Source organism: Microbacterium sp. NPDC089695 (assembly GCF_044749085.1).
Taxonomy (GTDB): Bacteria; Actinomycetota; Actinomycetes; order Actinomycetales; family Microbacteriaceae; genus Microbacterium.
This window is the reverse complement of the sequence record NZ_JBIVHG010000001.1, coordinates 1,657,746-1,681,361: the sequence shown is the minus strand read 5'-3', so window position 1 is coordinate 1,681,361 and position 23,616 is coordinate 1,657,746. Positions and strand designations below refer to the sequence as shown.

General features: G+C 68.6%; 29 protein-coding genes. 11 read left to right on the top strand and 18 right to left on the bottom strand.

Features of this window, described 5'->3' with window-relative positions:
* Window positions 1–16: 16 nt before the first annotated feature.
* The 5 genes from ccsB to ACIPYT_RS08165 all read right to left on the bottom strand — a co-directional run bounded on the left by ccsB (window position 17) and on the right by ACIPYT_RS08165 (window position 4,736).
* Window positions 17–1,003, bottom strand: coding sequence for a c-type cytochrome biogenesis protein CcsB (gene ccsB / locus ACIPYT_RS08185; RefSeq protein ID WP_401072427.1), 987 nt, complete (start codon window positions 1,001–1,003; stop codon window positions 17–19).
* Between the two features lie 4 nt (window positions 1,004–1,007).
* Entirely contained in the window at window positions 1,008–2,861 is a 1,854-nt protein-coding gene (locus ACIPYT_RS08180; RefSeq protein WP_401072425.1) for a cytochrome c biogenesis protein ResB, read from the bottom strand.
* Window positions 2,842–3,603, bottom strand: coding sequence for a cytochrome c biogenesis CcdA family protein (locus tag ACIPYT_RS08175; protein WP_401072423.1), 762 nt, complete (start codon window positions 3,601–3,603; stop codon window positions 2,842–2,844). The genes ACIPYT_RS08180 and ACIPYT_RS08175 overlap by 20 nt, the downstream gene beginning before the upstream one ends.
* A 16-nt stretch (window positions 3,604–3,619) precedes the next feature.
* The gene (locus tag ACIPYT_RS08170; RefSeq protein WP_401072421.1) at window positions 3,620–4,270 is read right to left on the bottom strand and encodes a TlpA family protein disulfide reductase; all 651 of its coding nucleotides are present in this window, start codon (window positions 4,268–4,270) and stop codon (window positions 3,620–3,622) included.
* Window positions 4,271–4,331: 61 nt separating this feature from the next.
* The gene (locus ACIPYT_RS08165) at window positions 4,332–4,736 is read right to left on the bottom strand and encodes a MerR family transcriptional regulator (RefSeq protein WP_401072419.1); all 405 of its coding nucleotides are present in this window, start codon (window positions 4,734–4,736) and stop codon (window positions 4,332–4,334) included.
* Window positions 4,737–4,790: 54 nt separating this feature from the next.
* Between ACIPYT_RS08165 and ACIPYT_RS08160 the strand changes: the two genes are divergently transcribed.
* Entirely contained in the window at window positions 4,791–5,696 is a 906-nt protein-coding gene (locus tag ACIPYT_RS08160) for an NAD(P)/FAD-dependent oxidoreductase (protein ID WP_401072417.1), read from the top strand.
* An 11-nt stretch (window positions 5,697–5,707) separates the two neighbouring features.
* Here the strand turns inward: ACIPYT_RS08160 and ACIPYT_RS08155 are convergent, their stop codons facing one another.
* Both ACIPYT_RS08155 and ACIPYT_RS08150 read right to left on the bottom strand, forming a co-directional pair.
* Window positions 5,708–6,337 carry a histidine phosphatase family protein gene (locus tag ACIPYT_RS08155; protein ID WP_401072415.1) on the bottom strand — a complete coding sequence of 210 codons (630 nt, stop codon included), beginning with the start codon at window positions 6,335–6,337 and terminating at the stop codon, window positions 5,708–5,710.
* Between the two features lies 1 nt (window position 6,338).
* Window positions 6,339–6,713 (bottom strand): DUF5684 domain-containing protein, encoded by a 375-nt coding sequence (locus ACIPYT_RS08150; RefSeq protein WP_401072413.1) that lies wholly within the window; start codon window positions 6,711–6,713, stop codon window positions 6,339–6,341.
* Between the two features lie 118 nt (window positions 6,714–6,831).
* Between ACIPYT_RS08150 and aspS the strand changes: the two genes are divergently transcribed.
* Window positions 6,832–8,613: an aspartate--tRNA ligase gene (aspS, locus tag ACIPYT_RS08145; protein WP_401072411.1), complete on the top strand. Its 1,782-nt coding sequence runs from the start codon at window positions 6,832–6,834 to the stop codon at window positions 8,611–8,613.
* A gap of 101 nt (window positions 8,614–8,714) precedes the next feature.
* Here aspS and ACIPYT_RS08140 read toward each other — a convergent pair whose 3' ends face one another.
* Window positions 8,715–9,542 (bottom strand): sulfite exporter TauE/SafE family protein, encoded by an 828-nt coding sequence (locus ACIPYT_RS08140; protein WP_401072409.1) that lies wholly within the window; start codon window positions 9,540–9,542, stop codon window positions 8,715–8,717.
* 209 nt (window positions 9,543–9,751) lie between these two features.
* Here ACIPYT_RS08140 and ACIPYT_RS08135 point away from each other — a divergent pair, with 209 nt between their 5' ends.
* The 5 genes from ACIPYT_RS08135 to ACIPYT_RS08115 all read left to right on the top strand — a co-directional run bounded on the left by ACIPYT_RS08135 (window position 9,752) and on the right by ACIPYT_RS08115 (window position 13,995).
* On the top strand, window positions 9,752–10,897 hold the full coding sequence (locus tag ACIPYT_RS08135; RefSeq protein ID WP_401072407.1) for an ABC transporter substrate-binding protein: 1,146 nt from the start codon (window positions 9,752–9,754) through the stop codon (window positions 10,895–10,897).
* Window positions 10,894–11,844 carry an ABC transporter permease gene (locus tag ACIPYT_RS08130; protein WP_401072405.1) on the top strand — a complete coding sequence of 317 codons (951 nt, stop codon included), beginning with the start codon at window positions 10,894–10,896 and terminating at the stop codon, window positions 11,842–11,844. Before ACIPYT_RS08135 ends, ACIPYT_RS08130 begins: the two co-directional genes overlap by 4 nt.
* On the top strand, window positions 11,841–12,635 hold the full coding sequence (locus tag ACIPYT_RS08125; RefSeq protein WP_401072403.1) for an ABC transporter permease: 795 nt from the start codon (window positions 11,841–11,843) through the stop codon (window positions 12,633–12,635). Before ACIPYT_RS08130 ends, ACIPYT_RS08125 begins: the two co-directional genes overlap by 4 nt.
* Window positions 12,632–13,711, top strand: coding sequence for an ABC transporter ATP-binding protein (locus ACIPYT_RS08120; RefSeq protein WP_401072401.1), 1,080 nt, complete (start codon window positions 12,632–12,634; stop codon window positions 13,709–13,711). The genes ACIPYT_RS08125 and ACIPYT_RS08120 overlap by 4 nt, the downstream gene beginning before the upstream one ends.
* A 104-nt stretch (window positions 13,712–13,815) precedes the next feature.
* Window positions 13,816–13,995: a YegP family protein gene (locus ACIPYT_RS08115; protein ID WP_401072399.1), complete on the top strand. Its 180-nt coding sequence runs from the start codon at window positions 13,816–13,818 to the stop codon at window positions 13,993–13,995.
* A gap of 63 nt (window positions 13,996–14,058) precedes the next feature.
* Here the strand turns inward: ACIPYT_RS08115 and ACIPYT_RS08110 are convergent, their stop codons facing one another.
* From ACIPYT_RS08110 to ACIPYT_RS08070, 9 genes are all read right to left on the bottom strand, one after another.
* Complete coding sequence (locus ACIPYT_RS08110; RefSeq protein ID WP_401072397.1) at window positions 14,059–14,814, bottom strand: amino acid ABC transporter ATP-binding protein; 756 nt, start codon at window positions 14,812–14,814, stop codon at window positions 14,059–14,061.
* Window positions 14,811–15,608, bottom strand: a complete 798-nt coding sequence (locus tag ACIPYT_RS08105; RefSeq protein WP_401072395.1) for an amino acid ABC transporter permease — start codon at window positions 15,606–15,608, stop codon at window positions 14,811–14,813. Before ACIPYT_RS08105 ends, ACIPYT_RS08110 begins: the two co-directional genes overlap by 4 nt.
* A 36-nt stretch (window positions 15,609–15,644) precedes the next feature.
* The gene (locus tag ACIPYT_RS08100; protein ID WP_401072393.1) at window positions 15,645–16,460 is read right to left on the bottom strand and encodes a basic amino acid ABC transporter substrate-binding protein; all 816 of its coding nucleotides are present in this window, start codon (window positions 16,458–16,460) and stop codon (window positions 15,645–15,647) included.
* A 135-nt stretch (window positions 16,461–16,595) separates the two neighbouring features.
* Window positions 16,596–16,898 carry a Dabb family protein gene (locus ACIPYT_RS08095; RefSeq protein WP_401072391.1) on the bottom strand — a complete coding sequence of 101 codons (303 nt, stop codon included), beginning with the start codon at window positions 16,896–16,898 and terminating at the stop codon, window positions 16,596–16,598.
* The gene (locus ACIPYT_RS08090; RefSeq protein WP_401072389.1) at window positions 16,895–17,191 is read right to left on the bottom strand and encodes a glutaredoxin family protein; all 297 of its coding nucleotides are present in this window, start codon (window positions 17,189–17,191) and stop codon (window positions 16,895–16,897) included. Before ACIPYT_RS08090 ends, ACIPYT_RS08095 begins: the two co-directional genes overlap by 4 nt.
* Complete coding sequence (locus ACIPYT_RS08085) at window positions 17,188–17,490, bottom strand: rhodanese-like domain-containing protein (RefSeq protein WP_400815337.1); 303 nt, start codon at window positions 17,488–17,490, stop codon at window positions 17,188–17,190. The genes ACIPYT_RS08090 and ACIPYT_RS08085 overlap by 4 nt, the downstream gene beginning before the upstream one ends.
* An 82-nt stretch (window positions 17,491–17,572) precedes the next feature.
* Window positions 17,573–17,671, bottom strand: coding sequence for a 30S ribosomal protein bS22 (locus ACIPYT_RS08080; protein WP_003792170.1), 99 nt, complete (start codon window positions 17,669–17,671; stop codon window positions 17,573–17,575).
* Between the two features lie 138 nt (window positions 17,672–17,809).
* The gene (locus tag ACIPYT_RS08075; RefSeq protein WP_042538977.1) at window positions 17,810–18,001 is read right to left on the bottom strand and encodes a helix-turn-helix domain-containing protein; all 192 of its coding nucleotides are present in this window, start codon (window positions 17,999–18,001) and stop codon (window positions 17,810–17,812) included.
* Between the two features lie 101 nt (window positions 18,002–18,102).
* Window positions 18,103–19,029 carry a TetR family transcriptional regulator gene (locus ACIPYT_RS08070; RefSeq protein WP_401072387.1) on the bottom strand — a complete coding sequence of 309 codons (927 nt, stop codon included), beginning with the start codon at window positions 19,027–19,029 and terminating at the stop codon, window positions 18,103–18,105.
* A gap of 115 nt (window positions 19,030–19,144) precedes the next feature.
* Here ACIPYT_RS08070 and ACIPYT_RS08065 point away from each other — a divergent pair, with 115 nt between their 5' ends.
* Window positions 19,145–20,023: an ATP-binding cassette domain-containing protein gene (locus ACIPYT_RS08065; protein ID WP_401072385.1), complete on the top strand. Its 879-nt coding sequence runs from the start codon at window positions 19,145–19,147 to the stop codon at window positions 20,021–20,023.
* On the top strand, window positions 20,020–20,832 hold the full coding sequence (locus ACIPYT_RS08060) for an ABC transporter permease (protein ID WP_401072383.1): 813 nt from the start codon (window positions 20,020–20,022) through the stop codon (window positions 20,830–20,832). The genes ACIPYT_RS08065 and ACIPYT_RS08060 overlap by 4 nt, the downstream gene beginning before the upstream one ends.
* A gap of 166 nt (window positions 20,833–20,998) precedes the next feature.
* Here the strand turns inward: ACIPYT_RS08060 and ACIPYT_RS08055 are convergent, their stop codons facing one another.
* Window positions 20,999–21,415: an ArsR/SmtB family transcription factor gene (locus ACIPYT_RS08055; protein WP_401072381.1), complete on the bottom strand. Its 417-nt coding sequence runs from the start codon at window positions 21,413–21,415 to the stop codon at window positions 20,999–21,001.
* A 99-nt stretch (window positions 21,416–21,514) separates the two neighbouring features.
* Here ACIPYT_RS08055 and ACIPYT_RS08050 point away from each other — a divergent pair, with 99 nt between their 5' ends.
* Window positions 21,515–22,945, top strand: a complete 1,431-nt coding sequence (locus tag ACIPYT_RS08050; RefSeq protein WP_401072379.1) for a TrkH family potassium uptake protein — start codon at window positions 21,515–21,517, stop codon at window positions 22,943–22,945.
* The gene (locus ACIPYT_RS08045; protein ID WP_401072377.1) at window positions 22,938–23,609 is read left to right on the top strand and encodes a potassium channel family protein; all 672 of its coding nucleotides are present in this window, start codon (window positions 22,938–22,940) and stop codon (window positions 23,607–23,609) included. Before ACIPYT_RS08050 ends, ACIPYT_RS08045 begins: the two co-directional genes overlap by 8 nt.
* Window positions 23,610–23,616: the final 7 nt, after the last annotated feature.

The window sequence follows — 23,616 nt, the reverse complement described above, 5'->3', positions numbered from 1 at the left end:
TGTGACCGGGAACGGATCAGCTCAGGCCGGAGTAGGCGTGCAGGCCCTTGAAGAAGACGTTCACGATCGTGAAGTTGAAGATCACGGCCGAGAAGCCCACGATCGACAGCCAGGCCGAGGGGTTTCCGCGCCAGCCGCGCGTCGCGCGCGCGTGGATGTAGCCGGCGTAGAGCACCCAGATCACGAAGGTCCAGGTCTCCTTGACGTCGAAGCCCCAGAAGCGGCTCCATGCGTAGTACGCCCAGATGGATCCGGCGATCAGCGTGAAGGTCCAGAGGATGAAGCCGATGATCGTGAACCGGTACGCCATGCTCTCGAGGCGCTCGGCGGTCGGGAACGTGCGCAGGAACCCCGGGCCGGCCTTCTCGGCACCCTCGGCGATCAGACGCTCGCGCCGCGCCTGCATGAGCTGGATCACCGACAGCGAGAACGCGAGCGCGAAGAACGCCGTCCCCAGCGAGGCCACGAACACGTGGATCACGAGCCACACGCTCTTCAGCGGGTCCATGAGGGGCGAGACCTCGACGTAGAAGTTCGTCGCCGCGAGACCGAGCAGGATCACCACGAGACCCGTGATGAACGTGCCGAGGAAGCGCAGGTCGAGCTTGATCAGCACCGCGAGGAACACCGCGACGATCAGCAGGGTGCCGGTCATCGCGAACTCGTAGAGGTTCGCCCAGGGGACGCGCCCCGCCGCGAAGCCGCGCGTCAGGGTCGCCGCGAGGTGGAACAGGAACGCGAGCACGGTGAGCGAGGTGCCGATGCGGGCCATGACGAACCGCTTCGGAGCGGCATCTGAACCGGATGCCGTCACACCGCCCTTCGCGGCCGCCGTGACCGCGCCGCCGCGGGCGCCGACGAGCTCGAACTCGCGCACGCTCGCCGCATCCGCCGTGAGCTGGGACCGACGTGCGAGGTCGAAGGCGTAGGCCACGAAGGCCGCCGCATAGATCGCGATCGCCGTCCACAGCAGGACCGGAGAGATCACTTCGAGTTCGAACATGGTGTCAGTCTACTTTCGGGGTGTCGGATGCGGGGCTGTCGGGCTCGTGCGCAGGCGCGGTCGTCGAGCGAGCGGAGCGAGACGACCCGTCGCCCGCATCCTCGGCATCCGCCTCCGTCGTCGGAGCCGCCGTCGTGACGCCGGCCGCGTCGAGAAGGCGCGCGTGACCCGCGACGATGTCGTCGACGGCGAGAGCCAGGGTGGGATCCTCGCCGCGTGCGAGACCCGCGTACTCGAGGGAGACCGCGCCGTCGCCCGGGGTCGCCTTGATCCAGACGCGGCGCCGCGGCACGAACAGCGCGAGCATCAGGCCGCCCAACGCGAGCAGGGCGAAGCCGAGCACCCAGGGACCGGAGGCGTCGCGGTGGATCTGCAGGGATGCGAAGCGCTTGACCGACTGCGAGGCGTCGGTCGCTCCGGCCGGAGACTCGTCCTCGAACTCGACCGTGCCGAGTCCGTTCGGCAGCTCGGCGGTGTCGCCCGGGCTCAGCTCGATGGATTCGAGATCCGTCTCACGCCCGGTAACCTTCGTCATGCCGTCGGTGTCGAGCACGTACACCGATCGCGGCACCCCGTCATCGATGCCCAGGTCGCCGGTGTACACGTCGAGCGTCAGCGTCGGGTTCGTCAGGTCGCCGTAGGCGGAGAAGAACGCGCCGCTCTCGAGCACACCCGTCGTCGGGTAGAAGAAGCCGACGAGACCGACCTGCTCCGCGAGACCGTCCGGGATCTTGATGACGCCGAGCGAGGTCATGTTGTTGTCTTGCGGAAGGAACGGCGTGCTGTTCGTGAACACGACGTCGCCCTCGGGGTCGCGCACCGTGATGGTCGGCGCATAGCCGTTGCCGAGCAGGAAGACGTTGTCGTCGGCGACCCCGAGAGGCTCGTTGACCTTCACGGCGCCGGTGCGCTCCTCGCCGTTCTCGAGCACCGTGACGTTGGCCGAGAAGTTGCCGGCCTGGCCGGAGCCCGGCTCGCCGAACGGCTGGTAGCTGACGTCGAACGTGTCGAGGCGCATCGAGTACGGGGCCAGTGCTCCGTCGCCGACGAAGCGCCCGCGGTTCATGGAGTCGTAGTCGAGCAGCGTGTTCGCGAAGGTCTCGCCCTCGACGAGCACCCGCTGGCCCGTGTAGGCGAACCCTCCCCCGACGCCGATCGTGATGAGCACGCCGACGAGAGCAAGGTGGAACAGCAGGTTGCCGGTCTCACGCCAGTAGCCGCGCTCGGCGGAGACCGAAGCCGACCGCTTGTCGTCATACCGCTCGACCCGGTATCCCAGCGCCTTGAGCTGCTTCTGGGCGACGTCGATCGTGGCGGCGGCGTCGGCCGCGGCATCCGTCGACGTGCGGTCGACCGCGCGGAAGTCGGCGAGGCGCTTCAGGCGGGCGGGCGTGCGCGGCGGCAGCGCGCGCAGCGCCTTCGCGTGGTGCTTGATACGCGGGATCACGCACCCCACGAGCGAGGTGAACAGCAGCAGGTAGATCGCCGAGAACCACGGCGACAGATAGACGTCGAACATCTTCAGCCCGTCGAGCACGGGGAAGAGATCGGGGTTGTCGCGCTGCCACTGCGTCACACCGTTGGGGTCGGCCATGCGCTGCGGGAAGATCGAGCCGGGGATCGCGGCGATCGCCAGGACCAGCAGCAGGATCAGCGCCGTGCGCATCGAGGTCAGTTGACGCCACCCCCACCGCAGCCAGCCGACGAATCCGAGCCGCGGCTGCGTGATCGCGTCGTCGCCGCCGTCGACGTGGTCGGACGGGCGGAGCGGGTCGCTGCTGGTGTCGCTGGTCGTGGTCTTCACGGAACGAGGGGTCCTCTGGTCGGGCTTCTCATCGTCAGAGCGGGGTCGTGACATTGCTCATCACCGCCGTCAGGCGCGACATGATGTCGGTCCACAGTCCCGACACCATGAGGATGCCCAGGACGATCAGCAGCACGCCGCCGATGATGTTGACGACGCGGATGTGGCGGCGCAGGAATCCGACCGTCCGGCTGGCCCAGCCGAACCCGAGCGCCACGAGCAGGAACGGGATGCCGAGGCCCAGCGAGTACGCGAGGCCGAGGAATCCGGCACGCACGGGGTCGCCGGCGTTGAACGACAGCGCGAGGATCGCGGCAAGTGTCGGGCCCATGCACGGGGCCCATCCGAGGCCGAGGGCGATGCCGAGCAGCGGGGCGCCGATCATGCCGTACTTCGAGTCGACGTGGAAGCGCAGCTCGCGCTGTGCGAACCCGAAGATCCCCAGGAACACGAGCCCCATGAGGATGATGACGACGCCGAGGATGCGCGTGATGAGGTCGCCCCAGACGAGGAAGAACACTCCGGCGGTGCCGCCGAGCACCGTGAAGGCGATGAAGACGATGCTGAAGCCGAGGATGAACAGGAGTACGCCGAGCAGCAGCCGACCACGAGCGGGTGCCGCGGCATCCGTCGTGGTGGTTCCGCCGCGGGGAGCGACCGCTCCCCCGAGGAATCCGAGGTAGCCGGGGACGAGCGGCAGGACGCAGGGCGACAGGAACGAGACGAGACCCGCGAGCATCGCGACCGGGACGGCGAGCCACAGGGCGCCCGAGCCGATGATGGCCTCGGGGTTCACGGCGCCCCCGCCGGGCTCACGAGTCCTCCGCCAGCGCGTCCTTGACGAGAGTCGAGAGGACCGAGGTGCCGTCGATCGGGCCGATGATGCGCGCGGCCACCCGACCCTGCTTGTCGAGCACGAGCGTGGTGGGGGTGGCCTGGATGGGCGTCACCTCGGCGAACGCGAGCTTCGCCTCGGCGGTGTCGACGTCGATCAGGCTCGGGTAGGTCACGCCGAACTCGGTGGAGAACGCCTTGGCCGTGTCGGCCTGGTCACGCGTGTTGATGCCGACGAAGGCGACGCCGTCGCCGCCCTGCTCCTGCCACACGGTCTCGAGGTCCTTCGCCTCCAGACGGCACGGAGCGCACCCGGCGTACCAGAAGTTCACGACCGTCACCTTGCCGGCGATGTCGGCGCTGTCGAAGTCCTCGCCGTCCTCCGTGACGCCGCCGAAGACGACGGGCTCGCCGCGGTCGGCGACGGGGATCTCGACGATCGCGCCGTCGGCCGCCACGTAGCCGGTGTTGTCACCGCTGAGGAACGAGTCGCTGACCGCGTCGGGGGCGCAGGCGCTCAAGCCGATGGCGAGCACCGCGGCGAGCGCGGCACCGACCGCACGGCGAGAGCGCCGGATGCGGGAGGGGCGGCCGCTGCGGATCGGACGGTCCGTCGAGGCGAGTGGCACGATTCCCAGTTTACGCGCGGGTTCCTATGCATAGGCCGGACGGGGCGGGACGGCGCGGGCCTCAGAACCGCGCCAGCACGTCGTCGACCCCCGCCCGGAAGCGCGGGCACGTCGCGATGTCGTGCGCGCGGCAGTTCATGGCGTGCTCGGTCATCTCGCGCGAGCGCCGCATCTCCTCCATGCGCCTGTCGATGTCGTCGAGATGCTGCTGCAGCACCTCGTGGCGGCCTCGCGCGCTGTCGTCGAGCAGAACCGCGATCTGCTCGAGCGTCATGCCGGCGGCCTTGCTGCGCTGGATCACCGCGATGCGCACGACCTCATCCTCTCCGTAGCGGCGTCGCCCCGCGCTGTCGCGCGGCGGATCGAGCAGCCTCACGGACTCCCAGTGCCGCAACACGTTCGTGGGCAGATCGAAGCGTTCGGCGACCTCGCCGACGGACCATGGATGCTCGGCACTTGACTTCATGTCAACATGAAGTCACACACTGGTCGGGAACGCAACTCCCCCGAGAGGACACCCATGTACGACGCGATCGTGATCGGCGGCGGCCCCGCCGGACTCCAGGCGGCCCTGACCCTGGGCCGCATGCACCGCTCGACCCTGCTGCTCGACTCCGGCCACTACCGCAACGGCACCGTGCAGCACATGCACAACGTCATCGCGAACGACGGCACCCCGCCCGCCGAGTTCCGCGCCGCGGCGCGCGCCCAGCTCGCCGAGTACGCCGACGTCGAGATCCGCGACGTCGAGGCGCGCAGCGTCGGCGGCGTCGAGGGCGACGTCGTCGTCGCGCTGCCCGGCGGCGAGTCGGCATCCGCTCGCGCCGTGATCCTCGCGACGGGCATGGCCGACGATCTGCCCCCGATCGACGGGCTGTCGGAGCTGTGGGGCGTGAAGGCGTTCGCCTGCCCGTTCTGCGACGGGCACGAGCACGCCGGTCGGCCGATCGCGATCCTCGGGGGCGCCGCCCGGGCCGAGCACCTCATCTCGCTGCTCGGTCGCATCGTCGGCGAGATCACGGTCGTGCCCGTCGACGAGCCACTGACCGACGAGGAGATCGCCTCGCTCGAGGCGCGCGGCGCACGCGTGAGCAGCGCCGTCGTGGACTCGGTCGCTCGTGTCGGCGACGACGTCGTGGTGCGCACCGCGGATGCCGAGCACACCGTGGCCGGGATCTTCGTCGCCTCCGGCTCGATGCGTCAGCAGGCGCCGTTCGCGCACCAGCTCGGACTCGGGATGCTCGACTCCGGCGCGATCGAGATCGACGAGTTCGGACGAACCTCCGTGCCCGGTGTCTTCGCGGCGGGCGACCTCGCCCACCGGGCGTCGCTGCCCGGGCCCATGGCCGCCGTGATGATCGCTGCGACCGCCGGACAGATCGCGGCGGTCGGGGTAATCCAGTCCCTGATCGCCGCGGAGCACTGACGCGAGATTCGTCAGACGGCGCCGACGTCGACCGCCCCGCCGGTCGCCGCCGGTTCGGCGTAGGCGACCTCGCGCCAGACGTCGCCCACGCGCTCGAACGACGTGACGCTCGACAACGCGCAGCGCCGGGTGCGGGGATCATGCCTGAGCGGCAGACCGGCGACCCGCAGGTGCGTGATCCAGATGGGCGCCTGGTGCGACACCATCACGACGTCACCGTCGCTCGCGGTATCCCAGGCCTCGCCCATGATGCCGAGCATCCGTTCCGCGATCGACGTGTACGGCTCGCCCCAGCTCGGCAGCGAGGGCTGCCGCAGATGCCACCAGTTGAGGGGGTTCATCAGCGACCGCTTCATCTGCGTGCCCTCGAACACGTTCGCGGGCTCGATCAGACGCGCATCGAGCTCCGGCACCAGGCCGAAGCGCTCGGTGAAGGGTTCGGCCGACTCCTGCGTCCTCTCGAGCGGCGACGCGTACAGCGCAGTCACCGGACGATCGAGGCCCGCGACGTGGTCGGCAGCCGCAGCGGCCATCTTCCGCCCCGCCCGACTCAGGTGGTAGTCGGGCAGTCTCCCGTAGAGCACCCGCGCCGGATTGTGCACCTCACCATGACGGACGAGGTGCAGTCGCGCCGCCAGCATGTCAGGCCTTGCTGTACCGCGACTCGCCGAACCCGAGGATCAGGTAGCCGATGTACGGGAGAAGGAAGAGCAGGAAGAACGAGAAGACGCCGCCCTTGCCGAACCGCTCTCCGAGCTTGATCGCCACGATGATGCCGAAGATCCAGCCGACGATCGGGATCAGGTACAGCAGCGCGAGCCACCCGGACATGCCTGCGATCTTCACGAGGAACACGATGTTCACGATCGGGATGATCGCGAGGATGCCGGGGTATCCGGCCTTCGTGAAGATCTTCCACAGGCCGATCACCACGATCACGTAGAAGACGAGGGCGATGAGCCCGGTGGTGCCCGAGAAGATCGAGGCGTAGAGGTCGGAGATGCCGTTGGAGTCCATGGGTTCGCCCTTTCGTCGATGCCGATCATACTGAGCGCCCGGCTCCCGGCTGGGGAGGCGGTGCGCGCACACGTAGAATGAGCGGGTTCGCCATTTCCCAGATCAGGAGGAATCCTCCGTGCTTCGCACTCACTCCGCCGGCTCCCTGCGAGCTGAGCACATCGGCCAGACCGTCACCCTCACGGGGTGGGTGGATCGCCGTCGTGATCACGGAGGAGTCGCGTTCATCGATCTGCGGGATGCGTCGGGCATCGCCCAGGTCGTGATCCGCGACGAGGAGGTGGCCCACCCGCTGCGCAACGAGTTCGTGCTCCAGGTCACGGGCGAGGTCTCGCGTCGCCCCGAGGGCAACGCGAACCCGAACCTGCCCACGGGCGAGATCGAGCTCATCGCGTCCGACGTCGTCGTGCTCAACGAGTCCGCGCCACTGCCGTTCCAGGTGTCGACCGCGCTCGCCGAGACCGAGACCGTCGGCGAGGAGGCTCGCCTCAAGTACCGCTACCTCGACCTGCGGCGCCCGCAGGCGGCATCCGCTCTTCGTCTGCGCTCCGACGTGTACAAGTCGATCCGCGACGTGCTGCACACCGAGGACTTCACCGAGGTCGAGACGCCGACCCTCACGCGGTCGACCCCCGAGGGCGCCCGCGACTTCGTGGTGCCCGCACGTCTGCACCCGGGCAGCTGGTACGCGCTCCCCCAGTCGCCGCAGCTGTTCAAGCAGCTGCTCATGGTGGGCGGTGTGGAGAAGTACTTCCAGATCGCGCGCTGCTACCGCGACGAGGACTTCCGCGCCGACCGCCAGCCGGAGTTCACGCAGCTCGACATCGAGATGAGCTTCGTCGACCAGGAAGACGTGATCGCGCTCATGGAGCGTCTCGTCGTCGCAATGTGGAAGACGATCGGCGTCGAGGTGCAGACCCCGCTGCCGCGCATGACATACGCCGAGGCGATGGCGAAGTACGGCTCCGACAAGCCCGACCTGCGCTTCGGTCTCGAGCTCGTCGAGGCCACCGAGTACTTCTCCGACACCACGTTCCGCGTCTTTCAAAACGAGTACGTCGGCGCGGTGCGCATGCCCGGCGGCGCGAGCCAGCCCCGCAAGCAGCTCGACGCCTGGCAGGACTGGGCCAAGCAGCGCGGGGCGCGCGGACTCGCCTACGTGCTCTTCAACGAGGACGGAACCCTCGGCGGCCCCGTCGCCAAGAACCTGTCCGAGGCCGAGCAGACTGGTCTCGCCGAGCTCGTCGGCGCCGAGGCGGGCGACTGCGTGTTCTTCGCCGCGGGTTCGGCCAAGGAGAGCCGTGCGCTGCTCGGCGCCGCACGCGTCGAGATCGGCCGTCGCCTCGGGTACCTGAACCCCGATGAGTTCGCCTTCACATGGGTCGTCGATGCACCGATGTTCGAGCCGGCAGCGGATGCTGTGGCGTCGGGCGACGTCGCGGTCGGCGCCGGCGCATGGACGGCCGTGCACCATGCGTTCACCGGGCCCAAGCCCGAGTTCGAGGCGACATTCGACACCGACCCCGGCTCGGCCCTCGCCTACGCGTACGACATCGTGTGCAACGGCTCGGAGCTCGGCGGCGGCTCGATCCGCATCCACCGCGAAGACATCCAGAAGCGCGTCTTCGAGGTCATGGGCATCAGCGACGAGGTCGCCGAGGAGCAGTTCGGCTTCCTGCTCGAGGCGTTCAAGTTCGGCGCCCCGCCGCACGGCGGCATCGCGCTCGGCATGGACCGCGTGCTGCAGCACCTGTCGAAGACCGAGTCGATCCGCGAGGTCATCGCCTTCCCGAAGTCGGGCAACGGCTTCGACCCGCTGACCGCCGCCCCTGCACCGATCACGGCCGCGCAGCGCGCCGAGGCCGGGGTCGACTACGAGCCCGAGGACGACGAGGCCTGACACGGCGTCGAGCGCGTTTCGTCTCGCTGCGCTCGCTCAACGACTGGGCAGGCTCCGGTCGTTGAGCGAGGAGCGCAGCGACGAGACGAAACGCGTCCTCCTCAGCGCAGCGTGGCGAGCGCCGGCGCGATGTTCTCGTTCCACACGTCGACGCCGAGCTTGGCGATGAGTGCGACGACCACGAGCAGGAACACGACGCGGATGAACGTCGCGCCGCGCGAGATCGCCATGCGCGATCCGAGGTAGCTTCCGGCGACGTTCGCGACCGCGAGGATGCCGCCGAGCAGCCACAGCACGGCGCCATGCGGGATGAAGAGCAGCAGCGCTCCCGCGTTCGTCGCGAGGTTGACGATCTTGGCCTTGGCGCTCGCCTGCAGGAAGTCGTAGCCGAGCAGCGCGACGAGCGAGATGACGAGGAAAGTACCGGTGCCCGGGCCGATCAGCCCGTCGTAGAAGCCGATCACGAGACCGGCGATCCCGGCGGTGATGTAGTGCTTGTGGCCCGAGAAGCGCAGTCTCGTCGCGGCGCCCATCTGAGGGCGGAACGCTGTGAACAGCGCCACCGCGAGCAGTGCGACGACGATGATCGGCTTGAACGCGGCGGCGGGCAGCACGGTCGCCACTGCAGCTCCGCCGAACGAGCCCATCAGCGCGATCGCGGCCATCGGCAGCGCCGTGCGGATGTCGGGTTTCGCCCTGCGGTAGTAGGTCACGCTGCTCGTCGCCGTGCCGAACACCGAGGCGAGCTTGTTCGTGGCGAGCGCCTGGATCGGCGAGATACCGGGGATCAGCAGAAGCGCCGGAAGCTGCAGCAGGCCTCCCCCGCCCACGACCGCGTCGATCCACCCCGCCGCGAACGCCGCGACGATCACGAGGATCAGCGTGCCCCACGTGAGCTGCTCGAGCCCGAGCACACTGCCGATGTCCATCCCTCCAGGATGTCAGACCCCCGCGGCCGCACCGCGCATCCTGCATCCCTGTGCACAGATGTCCTGACGCCCGGCCGAGGCGCATCGAATCGGCCACGATCCGGACACCGACCGTTCACCCGACCCCGCACGATCGGCAACTTCGGGGTCGTAGTTTCCTCTCGCAACCCGAATACCGGCACACAGCGCCGGACACCGAGAGGACACCCATGTCTCGCTTCACCCGCCGCGCGCGCATCGGCGCCGGCCTTGCCCTGGTCACGACCGCAGCCCTCGCCCTGACCGCCTGCTCCGGCGCGGCCGACGCCACGAGCGGCAGCTCCGGCGACGGCTCCGTCGACGCCGCCACCGCCACCTCCGTCGAGGACTTCGGCACCTTCGCCGACCTCGAGGCCGCCGCCAAGGCCGAGGGCCAGCTCAACGTCATCGCCCTGCCCCGCGACTGGGCGAACTACGGCGAGATCATCGACCTGTTCATGGAGAAGTACCCGGAGATCACGGTCAACGAGGCGTCCCCCGACGTCTCCAGCGCCGAGGAGATCCAGGCCGCCGAGACCAACAAGGGCCTCGACACCGCTCCCGACGTGTTCGACCTCGGCCTCACCGTCGCGCTGCAGAACACCGATCACTTCGCGCCCTACAAGGTGCAGACGTGGGACGACATCCCCGACGCCCTCAAGGAGTCGACGGGCCTCTTCGTCGGCGACTACGGCGGGTACATGTCGATCGGCTACGACTCCTCGAAGTACCCGGCTCCCGAGTCGCTGCAGGACCTCCTCGGCGCCGACTACAAGGGCGCCGTGGCGATCAACGGCGACCCGACGCAGGCCGGCGCGGCCTTCGCCGCCGTGGGCCTCGCGACGGTCCAGTCCGACGGCACGCTCGACGACTACCAGCCCGGCATCGACTTCTTCTCGGAGCTGCAGAAGGCCGGCAACCTCCTCAAGGTCGACGTGACCACCGCGACCATCGCGAGCGGCGAGACCCCCGTCGTCTTCGACTGGGACTACCTGAACGCCACGCACGTCGCCGACAACAAGGACTGGAAGGTCGTCGTGTTCGACGGCACCGGCTACGCCGGCTACTACAACCAGGCCGTGAACGTCGACGCACCGAACCCGGCCGCCGCTCGCCTGTGGCAGGAGTTCCTCTACAGCGACGAGGTGCAGAACCTGTGGCTCGCCGGCGGCGCGCGCCCGGCCCGCATGGACGCGATGACGGAGGCCGGCACGATCGACGCCGACCTCGCCGCAGCTCTCCCCGAGGTCCCGGCCGAGACGGTCGTCCCGACCGAGGAGCAGTCGACGAACGCCGGCACGCTGCTCGGCGAGAAGTGGGCAGCGGCGGTCCAGTGACCACTGCCATCTCCGCGGGGGCGGATGCTTCGGCATCCGCCCCCGTCCCCTCCGCTCCGCACAGCGCGGGGCCTGCGACATCGTCGCGGGCCCCGCGCTCGGCGCCGTCCGCCGCCTGGCTGGGACTCGTCCCCTTCGCCGCGTACGTGCTGCTGTTCCTCGCCGTCCCGACCGTGCTCGCGATCGGCTCCGGGTTCTTCACGAAGGACGGCGACTTCACCTGGACGAACGTCTCGGCCCTCGCCGATCCCGTCGTCCTCACCACGTTCGCCAACTCCGCAGGCGTCTCGCTGCTGACCGCCGTGATCGGCGCCGTGGTCGGCGCGCTCGTCTGCTACGCCCTGCTCGGCATGAACCCCGAAGGAGCCGTGCGCTCGACGGTGGATGCCGCAGCCGGCGTTCTCGCGCAGTTCGGCGGCGTCATGCTCGCGTTCGCGTTCATCGCCACGATCGGCATCCAGGGCGTCGTCAAGCTCTTCCTCGAAGACACCTTCGGCATCAACATCTTCGAGAACGGCACGTGGCTCTACGAACTGCCCGGCCTGATCCTCCCCTACATCTACTTCCAGGTGCCGCTCATGGTCATCACCTTCATGCCGGCGCTCGCAGCGCTCAAGCCGCAGTGGGCCGAGGCGAACCTCACGCTCGGCGGCACCCGGTCCAGCTTCTGGCTGCGCATCGGCATCCCGGTGCTCGCGCCCTCGTTCCTCGCCAGTCTGCTGCTGCTGTTCGCGAACGCGTTCTCCTCGTACGCGACGGCCGCCGCCCTCGCGAGCCAGGGCGCGCAGATCGTGCCGCTGCAGATCCGCGCGGCGCTCACGAGCGAGACCGTGCTCGGACGCGAGAACCTCGCCGGCGCGCTCGCGCTCGGCATGATCGTCATCGTCGGAGTCGTCATGGCCCTCTATTCGCTCATCCAGCGCCGGGCTGCGAGGTGGCAGTCGTGAACCGTCTCGCTCCGTCCCCCGTGACGCGCTGGATCATCGGCATCCTCGTGATCGCGTTCTTCGCGATCCCGTTGATCTCGACGTTCCTCTACACGCTGCGGCAGACTGACGGCACGCTCGGCTTCGAGCGCTGGGCCGCTCTGTTCGACCCCGAGCGGTCGGCCGCCATCCGCCCGATCTGGATGGGCCTGGGCAACTCGCTCATCCTCGCCGTCGTCACCGTCGCGATCGTTCTGCTGCTGCTCGCGCCGACCATGATCCTGGTGAACCTGCGCTTCGGAAAGCTCAAGCCGGCTTTCGAGTTCGCGGTGCTGCTGCCGATCTCGATCCCCGCGATCGTGCTCGTGGTCGGTCTCGCACCGATCTACCTGCAGATCGGACGCTCCCTCGGCACCGGCACCTGGACCCTCGCGTTCGCCTACGGCATCACCGTGCTGCCGTTCGCGTACCGGTCGATCCAGGCCTCGATCGACGCCGCCGACCTGCGCACGCTCGCGGAGGCGGCACGATCGCTCGGTGCGAGCTGGCCCACGGTCGTGCTGAAGGTGCTGGCGCCGAACCTGCGCCAGGGCCTCCTCGCGGCGTCCCTGATCTCGATCGCCGTCGTCCTCGGCGAGTTCACGATCGCCTCGCTGTTGAACCGTCAGGTGTTCCAGACGGCCATGGTCGTCGTGCAGAAGCAGGACCCCTACGCACCGGCGATCTTCACCCTGCTGGCGCTGGCGTTCGTCTTCGTCCTGCTCCTCCTCATCGGCCGCGTCGCGCGCGGCACCGGAAAGGCCCGCTCATGACCCTCCCCCAGACCGCCGACAACATCCTGCTCGCCGAGGCCGGCGAGGGCACGCGCGTGCAGCTGCAGAGCATCGTCAAGAGCTATGGCAGCAACACGGTGCTGCACGGCGTCGACCTCGATATCGCGCCGGGCGAGTTCGTCTCGCTGCTCGGCCCGTCAGGCTGCGGCAAGACCACCCTGCTCCGCGTCCTCGCGGGGCTCGAGGGTCTCGACAGCGGTGCCGTGCTGCTCGACGGCGGTGACGTCTCGCGGGTCCCCACGAACAAGCGCGACATCGGCATGGTGTTCCAGTCGTATTCGCTGTTCCCGCACCTTCGTGTCGTCGACAACACCGCATTCGGTCTGCGCCGTCGTGGCGTGGGCAAGGCCGAGGCGACCACGCGCGCGCTCGACGCCCTCGCGTTGGTCGGGCTCGGCGACTTCGCCGACCGCTTCCCGCACCAGCTCTCGGGCGGCCAGCAGCAGCGAGTGGCGCTCGCGCGCGCTCTCGTGACCGAGCCCAAGGTCCTGCTGCTCGACGAGCCGCTGTCGGCCCTCGACGCGAAGGTGCGGGTGCAGCTGCGCGACGAGATCCGCCGCATCCAGCTGCGCCTCGGCATCACCACGGTCTTCGTCACGCACGACCAGGAGGAGGCTCTCGCGGTCTCCGACCGGATCGCGGTCATGAACTCCGGGCGCATCGAGCAGATCGGCACGCCGGAGGAGCTCTACACGACGCCGTCGACGGCCGGTGTCGCCGCGTTCGTCGGCCTGTCGAGCGTCGTCTCGGGGGTGGCCGAGGGCGACCACGTCGTGGTGTGGGGTCAGCGGCTGCCGCTGCAGTCGCCGGCCGACGGCCCTGTCGACGTGTATCTGCGTCCCGAGAACGTGCACTTCGCGTCCGAGGCGGATGCCGCCACCGACGCGCTCGTGCAGGAGAGCACGTTCCTCGGCAGCATGCGACGCACCCTCGTGCGCACCGAATCGGGCGAGCTCGTGCGCCTGCAGCACTCCCCCGGCATCCACCCGTCGTTCGGCGACCGCGTGCGCATCGCGGTGGCGCCCGAGCCGGTGGCGGTGCACCCGCGCGGATGAGTTCGCGGCATCCGGATCCACGCTCTATCCCTGAACCGATACTCCGGGATACCGTAATCCCCGAGGGGCGCCGTTCCCTCGACCCGAGAGAGAAAGGACGCCTCATGGCAGGAAAGTTCGAGCTGTACACCGACAAGGCCGGCGAGTACCGGTTCCGCCTCAAGGCCGGCAACGGCGAGGTCATCGCGATCAGCGAGGGCTACTCCTCGAAGTCGAGCGCGCTGAACGGCATCGACTCCGTGCGGCGCAACGCCGCCGACGCGGAGGTCGTCGAGGTCGACTGACCCGACGCCGCGACACGCAGAAGCCCCTCGTCATCCAAGGATGGCGAGGGGCTTCTTCATCGGTCAGAGCACGCGCGAGAGAAAGTCCTTCGTGCGCTGATGCTGCGGATTCGCGAGCACCTCGTGCGGATCGCCCTCTTCGACGATGTGGCCGCCGTCCATGAAGATCAAGCGCGATCCGACCTCTCGGGCGAAACCCATCTCGTGCGTCACGACCAGCATCGTCATGCCCTCGTTGGCCAGCGAGCGCATGACCTGCAGCACCTCGCCGACGAGCTCGGGGTCGAGCGCCGACGTCGGCTCGTCGAACAGCATCATGTCGGGGTTCATGCACAGCGCGCGTGCGATCGCGACGCGCTGCTGCTGACCACCCGACAGGTGTCCCGGGAACGCACCGGCCTTCTCGGCGAGCCCGACCCGTCCGAGCATCTCATGCGCGATGCGCTCGGACTCCGCCTTGGTGCGCTTCTTCACACGACGCTGCGCGATCGTGAGGTTGTCGAGCACACTGAGGTGCGGGAACAGGTTGAAGCTCTGGAACACCATGCCGATGCGGGTGCGCACACGGTCGATGTCGACGTCGGGGTCGGTGATGTCGATGCCCTCGATGAGCACCTTGCCGCCGGTCGGCTCCTCCAGCAGATTCACCGAGCGCAGCAGCGTCGACTTGCCCGAGCCGGACGGACCGATCACGCACACGACCTCACCGGCCGTGACGGTCAGGTCGATGCCCTTGAGCACCTCGTTGTCGCCGAACGACTTGACGAGGCCCTGCACGTCGATCACGGGCGCGTGCACGTCGATCAGGTCGGTGGTCATCGTGCTCGTCCCATCCGTCGCTCCAGCCACGCGCTGAAACGCGTCAGCGGGATCGTCACGATCAGGTAGAGGATCGCCGCCATGATGAGCGGCGTTCCGTTCGCGTTCTGAGTGGCCGCGTCACGTGCGAAGTTCGTGAGCTCCTTCGACCAGATGAAGGTACCCGCGACGAAGAGCAGTGAGGTGTCCTTGAGCAGCAGGACGAACTCGTTCGTCAGCGGCGGGATGATGATGCGGAAGCCCTGCGGGACGACGATCCAGAACGTCGTCTTCATGGGCGACATGCCGAGCGAGCGCGCGGCCTCGGTCTGCCCCTTCGGGACGGCCTGGATGCCGGCGCGGATCGTCTCGGCCATGTACGCCGAGGCGACGAGGATGAGACCGATCAGTCCGAGGACGACCGGTCCGCCGAGCCGGGTTCCCGGCACGCCGAGCGCGATCGGCAGGATGAACGCGATCGCGAAGATCGTGAGGATCGCGGGCAGCCCGCGGAACAACTCGATCCATGCGGTCGCGATCCAGCGGAACGGCCCGATCTCCGACAGCTTCATCAGCGCGAGGAGCACTCCGAGGAGCAGTCCGCCGATGAACGCGACGGCGGTGAACCACAGCGTGTTCACCAGGGCCGTGGTGAGGATGCCCGGAAGCATCTTCACCGCGACCTCGGGGTTGAAGAAGAGCTGACCGATCCGCGCCCAGTCCGTGCTGATCGCGGCCCAGACGGCGATCGCGATCAGCAGGACGTAGACGGTGTACCGATAGATCTTGTTCTTGGTGGTGCGCCTCAACGCCATTGTCAAGGTCCTCCCGATCCCTTGCCTACTCCCGGGTCAGTTCGCGGTGAAGTAGGTGTCGTAGATCTTCTGGTAGTCGCCGCTGTCGCGCAGCTCGGTGAGAGCCCCGTTGACCGCGTCGAGCAGCTCGGTCTTCTCACCCTTCGCGAAGGCGAAGCCGTAGGACTCGTCGGTGTTGTACTCCTCGACGATCTTGTAGGCGCTGTCGGCCTTCTCGTGCTCGAGGTTCACCGGCTGGTCCTGCAGGATCGCGTCGATCTGGCCGGCCTGCATCGCGGGCCACAGCTCGCCGTCCGAGGGGTACTGCACGATCTGCGCGCCCGTCGCGTTCGCGTTGGCGTAGGCCTCACCCGTGGTGCCCTGCTGCACGCCGACGTTCTTGCCGCTGAGGTCGTCGATCGACTCGATGCCCGAGTCGGTGCGCACGAGCAGCGACTGCAGCGAGTCGTAGTACGGGTCGGAGAAGTCGATGTTCGCCTTGCGCTCGTCGGTGATCGTCATGGCCGAGGCGCCGATGTCGCACGTGCCGGCGGCGAGCGTCGTGCCCGACTGCAGTGCGTCGAAGCCCACGTCCTGCACGGCGAGCTTGAGGTCGAGCTTCTTGGCGATCGCGTCGAGGAGGTCGATGTCGAAGCCGGTGTACCCGGTGCCGTTGTCGCCGCCCTCGAACTCGAAGGGCGGGTAGGGGATGTCGGAGCAGACCGTGAGGGTGCCCGCCTCGACGAGGCCGTACGGGTCGTCCGCCGCGCCGTCGCCGCCGCCGGATCCGCCGCTGCCGCCCGCACAGCCGGCGAGGGCGAGGGTGGCGGTCGCCGCGAGGGCGATCCCGGCGATGATGTTGCGACGCTGCATGTCAGCTCCTGAGGGGACGAGGGCGTGGCGCCCACGGACGGGTAGGACAACATCTAAACATGCGCGGCCCCGCCCGACGGAACGAGGACGGGTTTCCGCCGGTTACATTTGTGTTGCGAACGCGGTGGCTCCGTGTCAGAGCTCGACGTCGACCGCGACGCGGCCCGACACGACGGAGCGCACGTACGCGACGACCTCTTCGTGCGCAGGATGCACCTGGTACTGCTCCAGCGCCTCGATCGACGCGAAGTCGGCGACCAGGGTGACGTCCCAGTTCGCATCGGGATACGCGTCGTTCGCTCCGGCCCAGATCGACTCGATCTGCGGCACCACGCCGTCGAGGGCGTTCAGGCGACGCGCGACCTCAGCCGCGTGCTCGGCGCGGACGGCAGGATCGTCGGCCGCGATCTTCCACGACACCACATGACGGATGCTCACAGCGATTCACTCCGCTCGTTCGATGCCCCGCGGCGGACGGCGTCCTCGAGGGCATGGCTCAGCCGGTCGGGCGAGACGCGCCAGTGCGCGTGCAGCTCGCCGTCGATCAGGATGACGGGGATCTTCTCCCACCACAGCTCGTAGAGCGCCGGGTCGTCGGCGATCGACGCCTCGACGATCTCGATGCTCTCAGCCGCCGCATCCGGCAGCTCGGCGACGACCGCGTCGACGATCTCGGATGCGACGTCGCAGAGATGGCAGTCGGGCTTGCCGATCAGCGTCAGCGTGGTCACGCCGACGGCACCTCGACCTCGCGCCCCTGCGCGATCCATTCGCCCGTGCCGCCCTCGACGTTGGTGGCGTCGTAGCCGCGGGCCTCGAGGGCCTCGACCACGCGTGCGGAGCGGCCGCCCGCCTGGCAGATGACGTCGAACGACTCGGCCGGGAGCTCCTCCAGCCGGTTGCCGATCTCCGACATCGGGATGTTCACGGCGCCGGGCACGTGCCCTGCGGCGAACTCGTGCGCCTCGCGCACATCGATGAGCGGCGTGTTCGCACGCTCGGCGAGTTCGGTGACGGTGATCGACTTCATGGAATGCTCCTCGACGACGGGGACGACCGTGGGCGGAGACACGAAGCGCCCGTCCGGAGACAGGCGCTCAGTGTCGGGCCGCTTACTTCTTGTTGCGGCGCTGGTGGCGAGTCTTGCGAAGCAGCTTGCGGTGCTTCTTCTTCGCCATGCGCTTGCGGCGCTTCTTGATGACAGAACCCACGGAAACCTCACTAAGTCAGGGGCTGGGAGTCGCACGGTGACGGACACCCGGGTACGGGCACGGAAAAATGCCTCGGATCAGTCTAGCAAACCGAACGGGCCGTCCTGTCACCTCGGTGCGGACCGCTCGGCCACCGCGTCAGCCGACGTCGGCGATCGGCCGCTGCAGGGCGTCGGCGACGGCCGACTCCGGCACGCGGAAACTGCGGCCGAAGCGGATGGCGGGCAGCTCCCCAGCGTGCACCATCCGATACACGGTCATCTTGGACACGCGCATCAGCTCGGCGACCTCGGCCACCGTCAGGAATCGGACATCAGGAACTTCGGGCATCCCACGTACCCCTTTCTACGATGAGCACACTCTATGTGCTTGCTGGGACGCGTGTAAACCCGTGTGACTCGTGTGATCTTGGATCCGACGATCCCGCGGGTTCATCGACGGGATCGTGAAAGACGCTCACTGGCATCCCGCACCGCCTGGCGCTCCGCCTTGCGCGCGTCGCGGAGAGCCTTCTCCGCCTCGCGCACGGCCTTCTGTGCATCCTTCACACGGCGGTCGCCGGCGAGTTCGGCGGGATCGAGAGCGATCCAGTCGTCGTTCTGCTCATGAGGCGCGCCGCGCTCGAGCCCGTCGATGTAGGCCGAGACGCCGTCGAGCACGCGCTCGATCGCGAATCGGAACGGATCTGCCGGCGAGGTGAACACACCGTCGTCGATCGCGCGCCGCAGCGCCGGGAACTCCTCGGCGCTGATCACGCGGTCGTAGAGCTCTGCCTCGCGGATCGCGACCTGATCGGGCGACAACCCGCTCCCGCGCGACTGCTCGGTGTACCCGGCCTGCACGATCCCGCACCACCGCGCGGCGCCGGTCGCGGCGAGCGCCACCGCCACGCGCTCCTCCGAGGTGAGCGGGGTGCCGTCGAGCGCGGCCAGTCCGGCATCCAGCCAGGCGGAGCTGTTGGGCGTGATCGGGGACCCGGTGATCGGCAGCGACAGCATCCAGGGGTGCCGCTGATACAGCAGCACCTGCTCGACGTAGAGTGCGAGCAGTTTCGCGCGCCATCCGTCGAGAAGGCGCACCGACTCGGGTGGCACGCCGGTCGCCTGCTCCTGCATGAGGAGCAGGAGATCGTCTTTGGCGCTCACGTAGCGGTACAGCGACATGGACGTGAATCCGAGCGCGGACGCCACGGCAGCCATCGACACGGCGCCGATGCCGTCGGCGTCGGCGAGCTCCACGGCGGCGTCGACGATCCGCTCGACGCTCATCTCGCGCTTCGGTCCGCGCTGCGGGTCGGCGGCGACGCCCCACGCGAGGGCGATGCCCCGAGGCAGCTCCGGAGCATCGTCGTCGGTCATGGGTCCATCCTACTTCTGTTTATTATGTAAACAGTGTGTTACTGTCATACACAGTTGCGTATCACATACACAGTCTGTCCCACGCAGACGCCACCATCACGGAAGGAACGGACTCATGACCCCAGCGGTCGACGTGCACGGCCTGCGCAAGGCGTTCGGAGCGGACGTCGTCATCGACGGCCTCGACTTCGCGGTCGCACGCGGCGAAGTCTTCGCCCTGCTCGGCCCGAACGGCGCGGGCAAGACCACCACCATCAGCATCCTCACCACCCTCCTCGACGCGGATGCCGGCACGGCGACCGTCGCAGGATTCGACACCGCGTCGCAGCGCACCGAGGTGCAACGACGCATCAGTCTCACCGGTCAGGCCGCGGCGGTCGACGACGCGCTCTCCGCGATCGAGAACGTCGTCATGTTCGGGCGGCTCGCGGGGCTCGACCGCGGCTCGGCCGCACGCCGTGCGACCGAACTGATCGCGCAGTTCTCCCTGGCGGATGCCGCCGCCCGCCCCGTCCGCACCTATTCCGGCGGCATGCGCCGACGCCTCGACCTCGCACTGAGCTTCGTCGTGACGCCGGAAGTGCTGTTCCTCGACGAGCCGACCACGGGGCTGGACACGCGGAGTCGCCGGGATCTGTGGGACATCATCCGCACCCTCTCCGCCGCAGGAACCACGGTCGTCCTCACGACGCAGTACCTCGAAGAGGCCGACCAGCTGGCCGATCGGATCGCCGTGCTGCACGAGGGACGCATCGCCGCGATCGGCACACCAGGCGAGCTCAAGGCGCGCATCGGCGGCGACACCGTCGAGCTGCACGACGAGCACGGCGATCTCGTACGCGCGATCCCCACCGACGGGAGCATCGCCGGCCTCCGGCGAGCGCTCGACGACCTCGACGAACACCGCGACGGCGTCGTGACCCTCCGGCGCCCGACCCTCGACGACGTCTTCCTCGCCGTCACCGCCACGACATCCCTCGAGGAGCGAGTATGAACGCCGTGTCCACGGCATCCGCCGCGTCAGCCGTCGCCGTGCGCCCGCGCCTTCGCGGAATCACCGCCGAAGCGGTCTTCGTCGGCCGCAGCCTGCGTCGCTCGCTGCGCGACGGAGAATCGCTGCTCATGGCGATCCTGCTGCCCGTGATGCTCATGCTCGTGTTCACGTGGGTGTTCGGCGGGGCGATCGACCCGTCCGGAGGCTACGTCGACTACGTGGTCCCCGGCATCATCCTCACCTGCGCCGGCTTCGGGGCGTCGTCGACCGCCCTGTACGTCGCGAGCGATATGCAGAACGGCATCATCGATCGCTTCCGCACCATGCCGATCCGCGCGAGCGCCGTGCTCACCGGTCACGTCGTCGCGAGCCTCGTGCGCAACGTCGTCGCGACCGCGATCGTGATCGGCGTCGGGGTGCTCGTCGGCTTCCGCCCCGAGGCGACGATCGCGGGGTGGGTCGCGCTGGCCGGGCTCATCGCCCTCTACATCCTCGCGATCACCTACCTGTTCGCCGCCATCGGCCTGGCGGCGGGAAGTCCGGAGGGAGCGAACGGATACGGATTCATCCTCCTGTTCCTGCCCTACCTTTCGAGTGCCTTCGTGCCCGTGGCGAGCATGCCCGGCTGGCTGCAGCCGGTCGCCGCGCATCAGCCGATCACACCGATCGTCGACACGATCCGCGGTCTGCTCACGGGCACCGAACTCGGGGCGCAGCCGTGGTGGGCGATCGGTTGGTGCCTGGTCATCCTCGCCGTGGCCGTCGCATGGGGGTCGTGGCTGTTCCGCCGCAAGGCCGCACGCCGCTGAGCGATTCAGCCGAGACATAGGCGTCCCGCCGGTTCCGCACAGGCTGCCCTGCGACAGTGGTTCCACGGCTCGGCACGGCACCGTCCGAGTCACCGCGGGTGTGGGGCCCGCGCCTCGCCCTCGACGACATGCCCCCCCAGTCGTCGGGGGCGATGTGCGTCCGGCGTCAGCCGCCGAAGCGCTTGAACGCGGTCTGCACGACGTGACGCGCGGACGCCGCCGCACGACCGACCACCTCGGCCGCATGCGCCGCGCCATCGGGCAGCGGCTGGCCCGGGTAGTCGACGTCGGGCGCCGAGTCGCCGTACGCATCGACGAGAAAGGGCACGAGCCAGTCGTCGACGGCCTCGAGCGGCTCGACCGCCAGGCTGTAGAAACGTCGCTGGCCGTCTTCGCGCACACTGACCAGGTCGGCCTCGCGTAGCACCTTGAGGTGCTTCGACACCGTCGGCTGACTGATGCCGAGATCGGCCACGATCTGACTCACGCTCGTGCCGGCTTCGCCGTCCGCGGTGCGACGCAGGAGGAGCTGGAGGATGTCGCGCCTCGTGCCGTCCGCGATCACGTCGAAGATGTCGGTCATGAGATCAGGGTAGTCGTCCCCCGCACGGAGTACCATGACGAAGGCTCGGCGAACGGCGCCGTGCGGCCGCAGCGCGGTGGAGCATCGAAGGGGGACGTGATGTCGGGCATCGTTTCGGCGTCGTCCCCTCGCCAGCGTCTCGAGGGCGCGGCATCCTGGGGCAAGCACATCATCACGTCGTCGCCCTCGCGCTTCGCGATCGTGATCTTCGCGCTCCTCATCCTCGTGTTCACGGTGCTGCTGTCGCTGCCGATCTCGTCGGCGTCGCACACCGTCACCCCGCTCGCCGACGCGCTGTTCACGGCCGTGTCGACGATCTGCGTCACCGGGCTCTCGACCGTCGACATGGCGACGTACTGGTCGCCGTTCGGTCACGTGCTGATCTTCATCGGCGTCAACATCGGCGCGCTCGGCGTGCTCACCCTCGCCTCGCTCATGGGGATGCTGATCTCGAAGCGCCTCGGTCTGCGGGCGAAGCTCATGGCGGCCGGAGACACGAATCCGCTGCGCGCCCACGGCGGCGTCGTCAACGAGAGCCAGACCGTGCGCCTGGGCGAGGTCGGCCAGCTGCTGACCACCGTCGCCGTCTCGGCCCTGATCATCGAGGGCGCGCTCGCGGTGCTCCTGTACCCGGCGCTCGTCATGGCGGGGGTCAACCCGATCGCGGCGCTGTGGGAGGCGCCGTACTTCGCCGCCATGGCGTTCACGAACACGGGCTTCGCCCCCAATGCGGGCGGCGTCGCGGTGTTCGCCGACGACTACCTCGTGCTCACGCTGCTCATGATCGGCGTCTTCCTCGGCAGCATCGGGTTCCCCGTCATCTACACGCTCGCGAAGCACGTGTGGCACGTGAAGAAGTGGTCGCTGCACACCAAGCTGACCCTCGTCACGACCGTGCTGCTGTTCGTCATCGGCGCCGCCGTCTTCCTGATCCTGGAGTACGACAACCCGAAGACCTTCGGGTCGATGGATGCCGCCGACACGACCTTCCAGGCCTTCTTCCTCTCGGCGATGACGCGGTCAGGCGGCTTCAGCGTGATCGAGATCGACGACATGAACGGCTCGTCGCTGCTCGCCGCGAGCATGCTCATGTTCGTGGGCGGCGGCTCGGCATCCACCGCCGGCGGCATCAAGGTCACGACGCTCGCCGTGCTCGCGATCGCGGTGTGGTCGGAGGCGAAGGGCCGTCAGTCGGTCGAGGCGTTCGGCCGTCGCATCCCCAGCGACGTGCAGCGCGTCGCGCTCAGCGTCGTCGCCTGGGGCGCCACGATCGTCGCGCTGTCGACCATCACCATCGCCCAGATCACGAAGGACGACATCAGTCATGTGCTGTTCGACGTGATCTCCGCGTTCGCGACCGTCGGCCTGTCATCGGGGCTGACGGCGGAGCTGCCCGATGCCGGAGCCTACGTGCTCGCGGCCACCATCTTCATGGGCCGCGTTGGTACAGTGACTCTCGCCGCGGCCGTCGCCGCGACATCGCGAACGCAGTACTATTCACTGCCCGTGGAAAGGCCGATCGTTGGTTGAAGTCCTCCGGGGCGACGCTCCCGTTCTCGTCATCGGTCTCGGCCGATTCGGCGCCGCGTGCGCCGGTGAGCTCGACCGCCTCGACCGCGAGGTGCTCGCGATCGACGACAACCTCGAACTCGTGCAGAAGTGGTCCGACCGGGTCACGCACACGGTGCAGGCCGACGCGAAGAACATCGACGCGCTGCGTCAGATCGGCGCGCAGGACTTCCAGGTCGCGGTCGTCGCCGTCGGGTCGTCGATCGAGGCGTCCGTCCTCATCACCGCCAACCTCGTCGACCTCAAGGTCCCCCAGATCTGGGCGAAGGCCGTCTCGCAGTCGCACGGCAAGATCCTCGCGCGCGTCGGCGCGAACCACGTCATCTATCCGGAGCGCGAAGCCGGCGAGCGCGTCGCGCACCTCGTCTCGGGCCGGATGCTCGACTTCATCCGCTTCGACGACGACTTCGTGCTCGCCAAGATGTACCCGCCGAAGTTCATCCGCGGCGTCGGCCTCAACGAGTCGGGCGTGCGCAGCAAGTACAAGGTCACGGTCGTCGGCGTGAAGAGCCCCGGCAAGCCGTTCCGCTACGCCGAGGCCAACACCGTCGTCACGAACCACGACCTCATCATCGTGTCGGGCACCAACAGCGACATCGAGCGCTTCGCGTCCCTCGACCGCTGAGATCGGT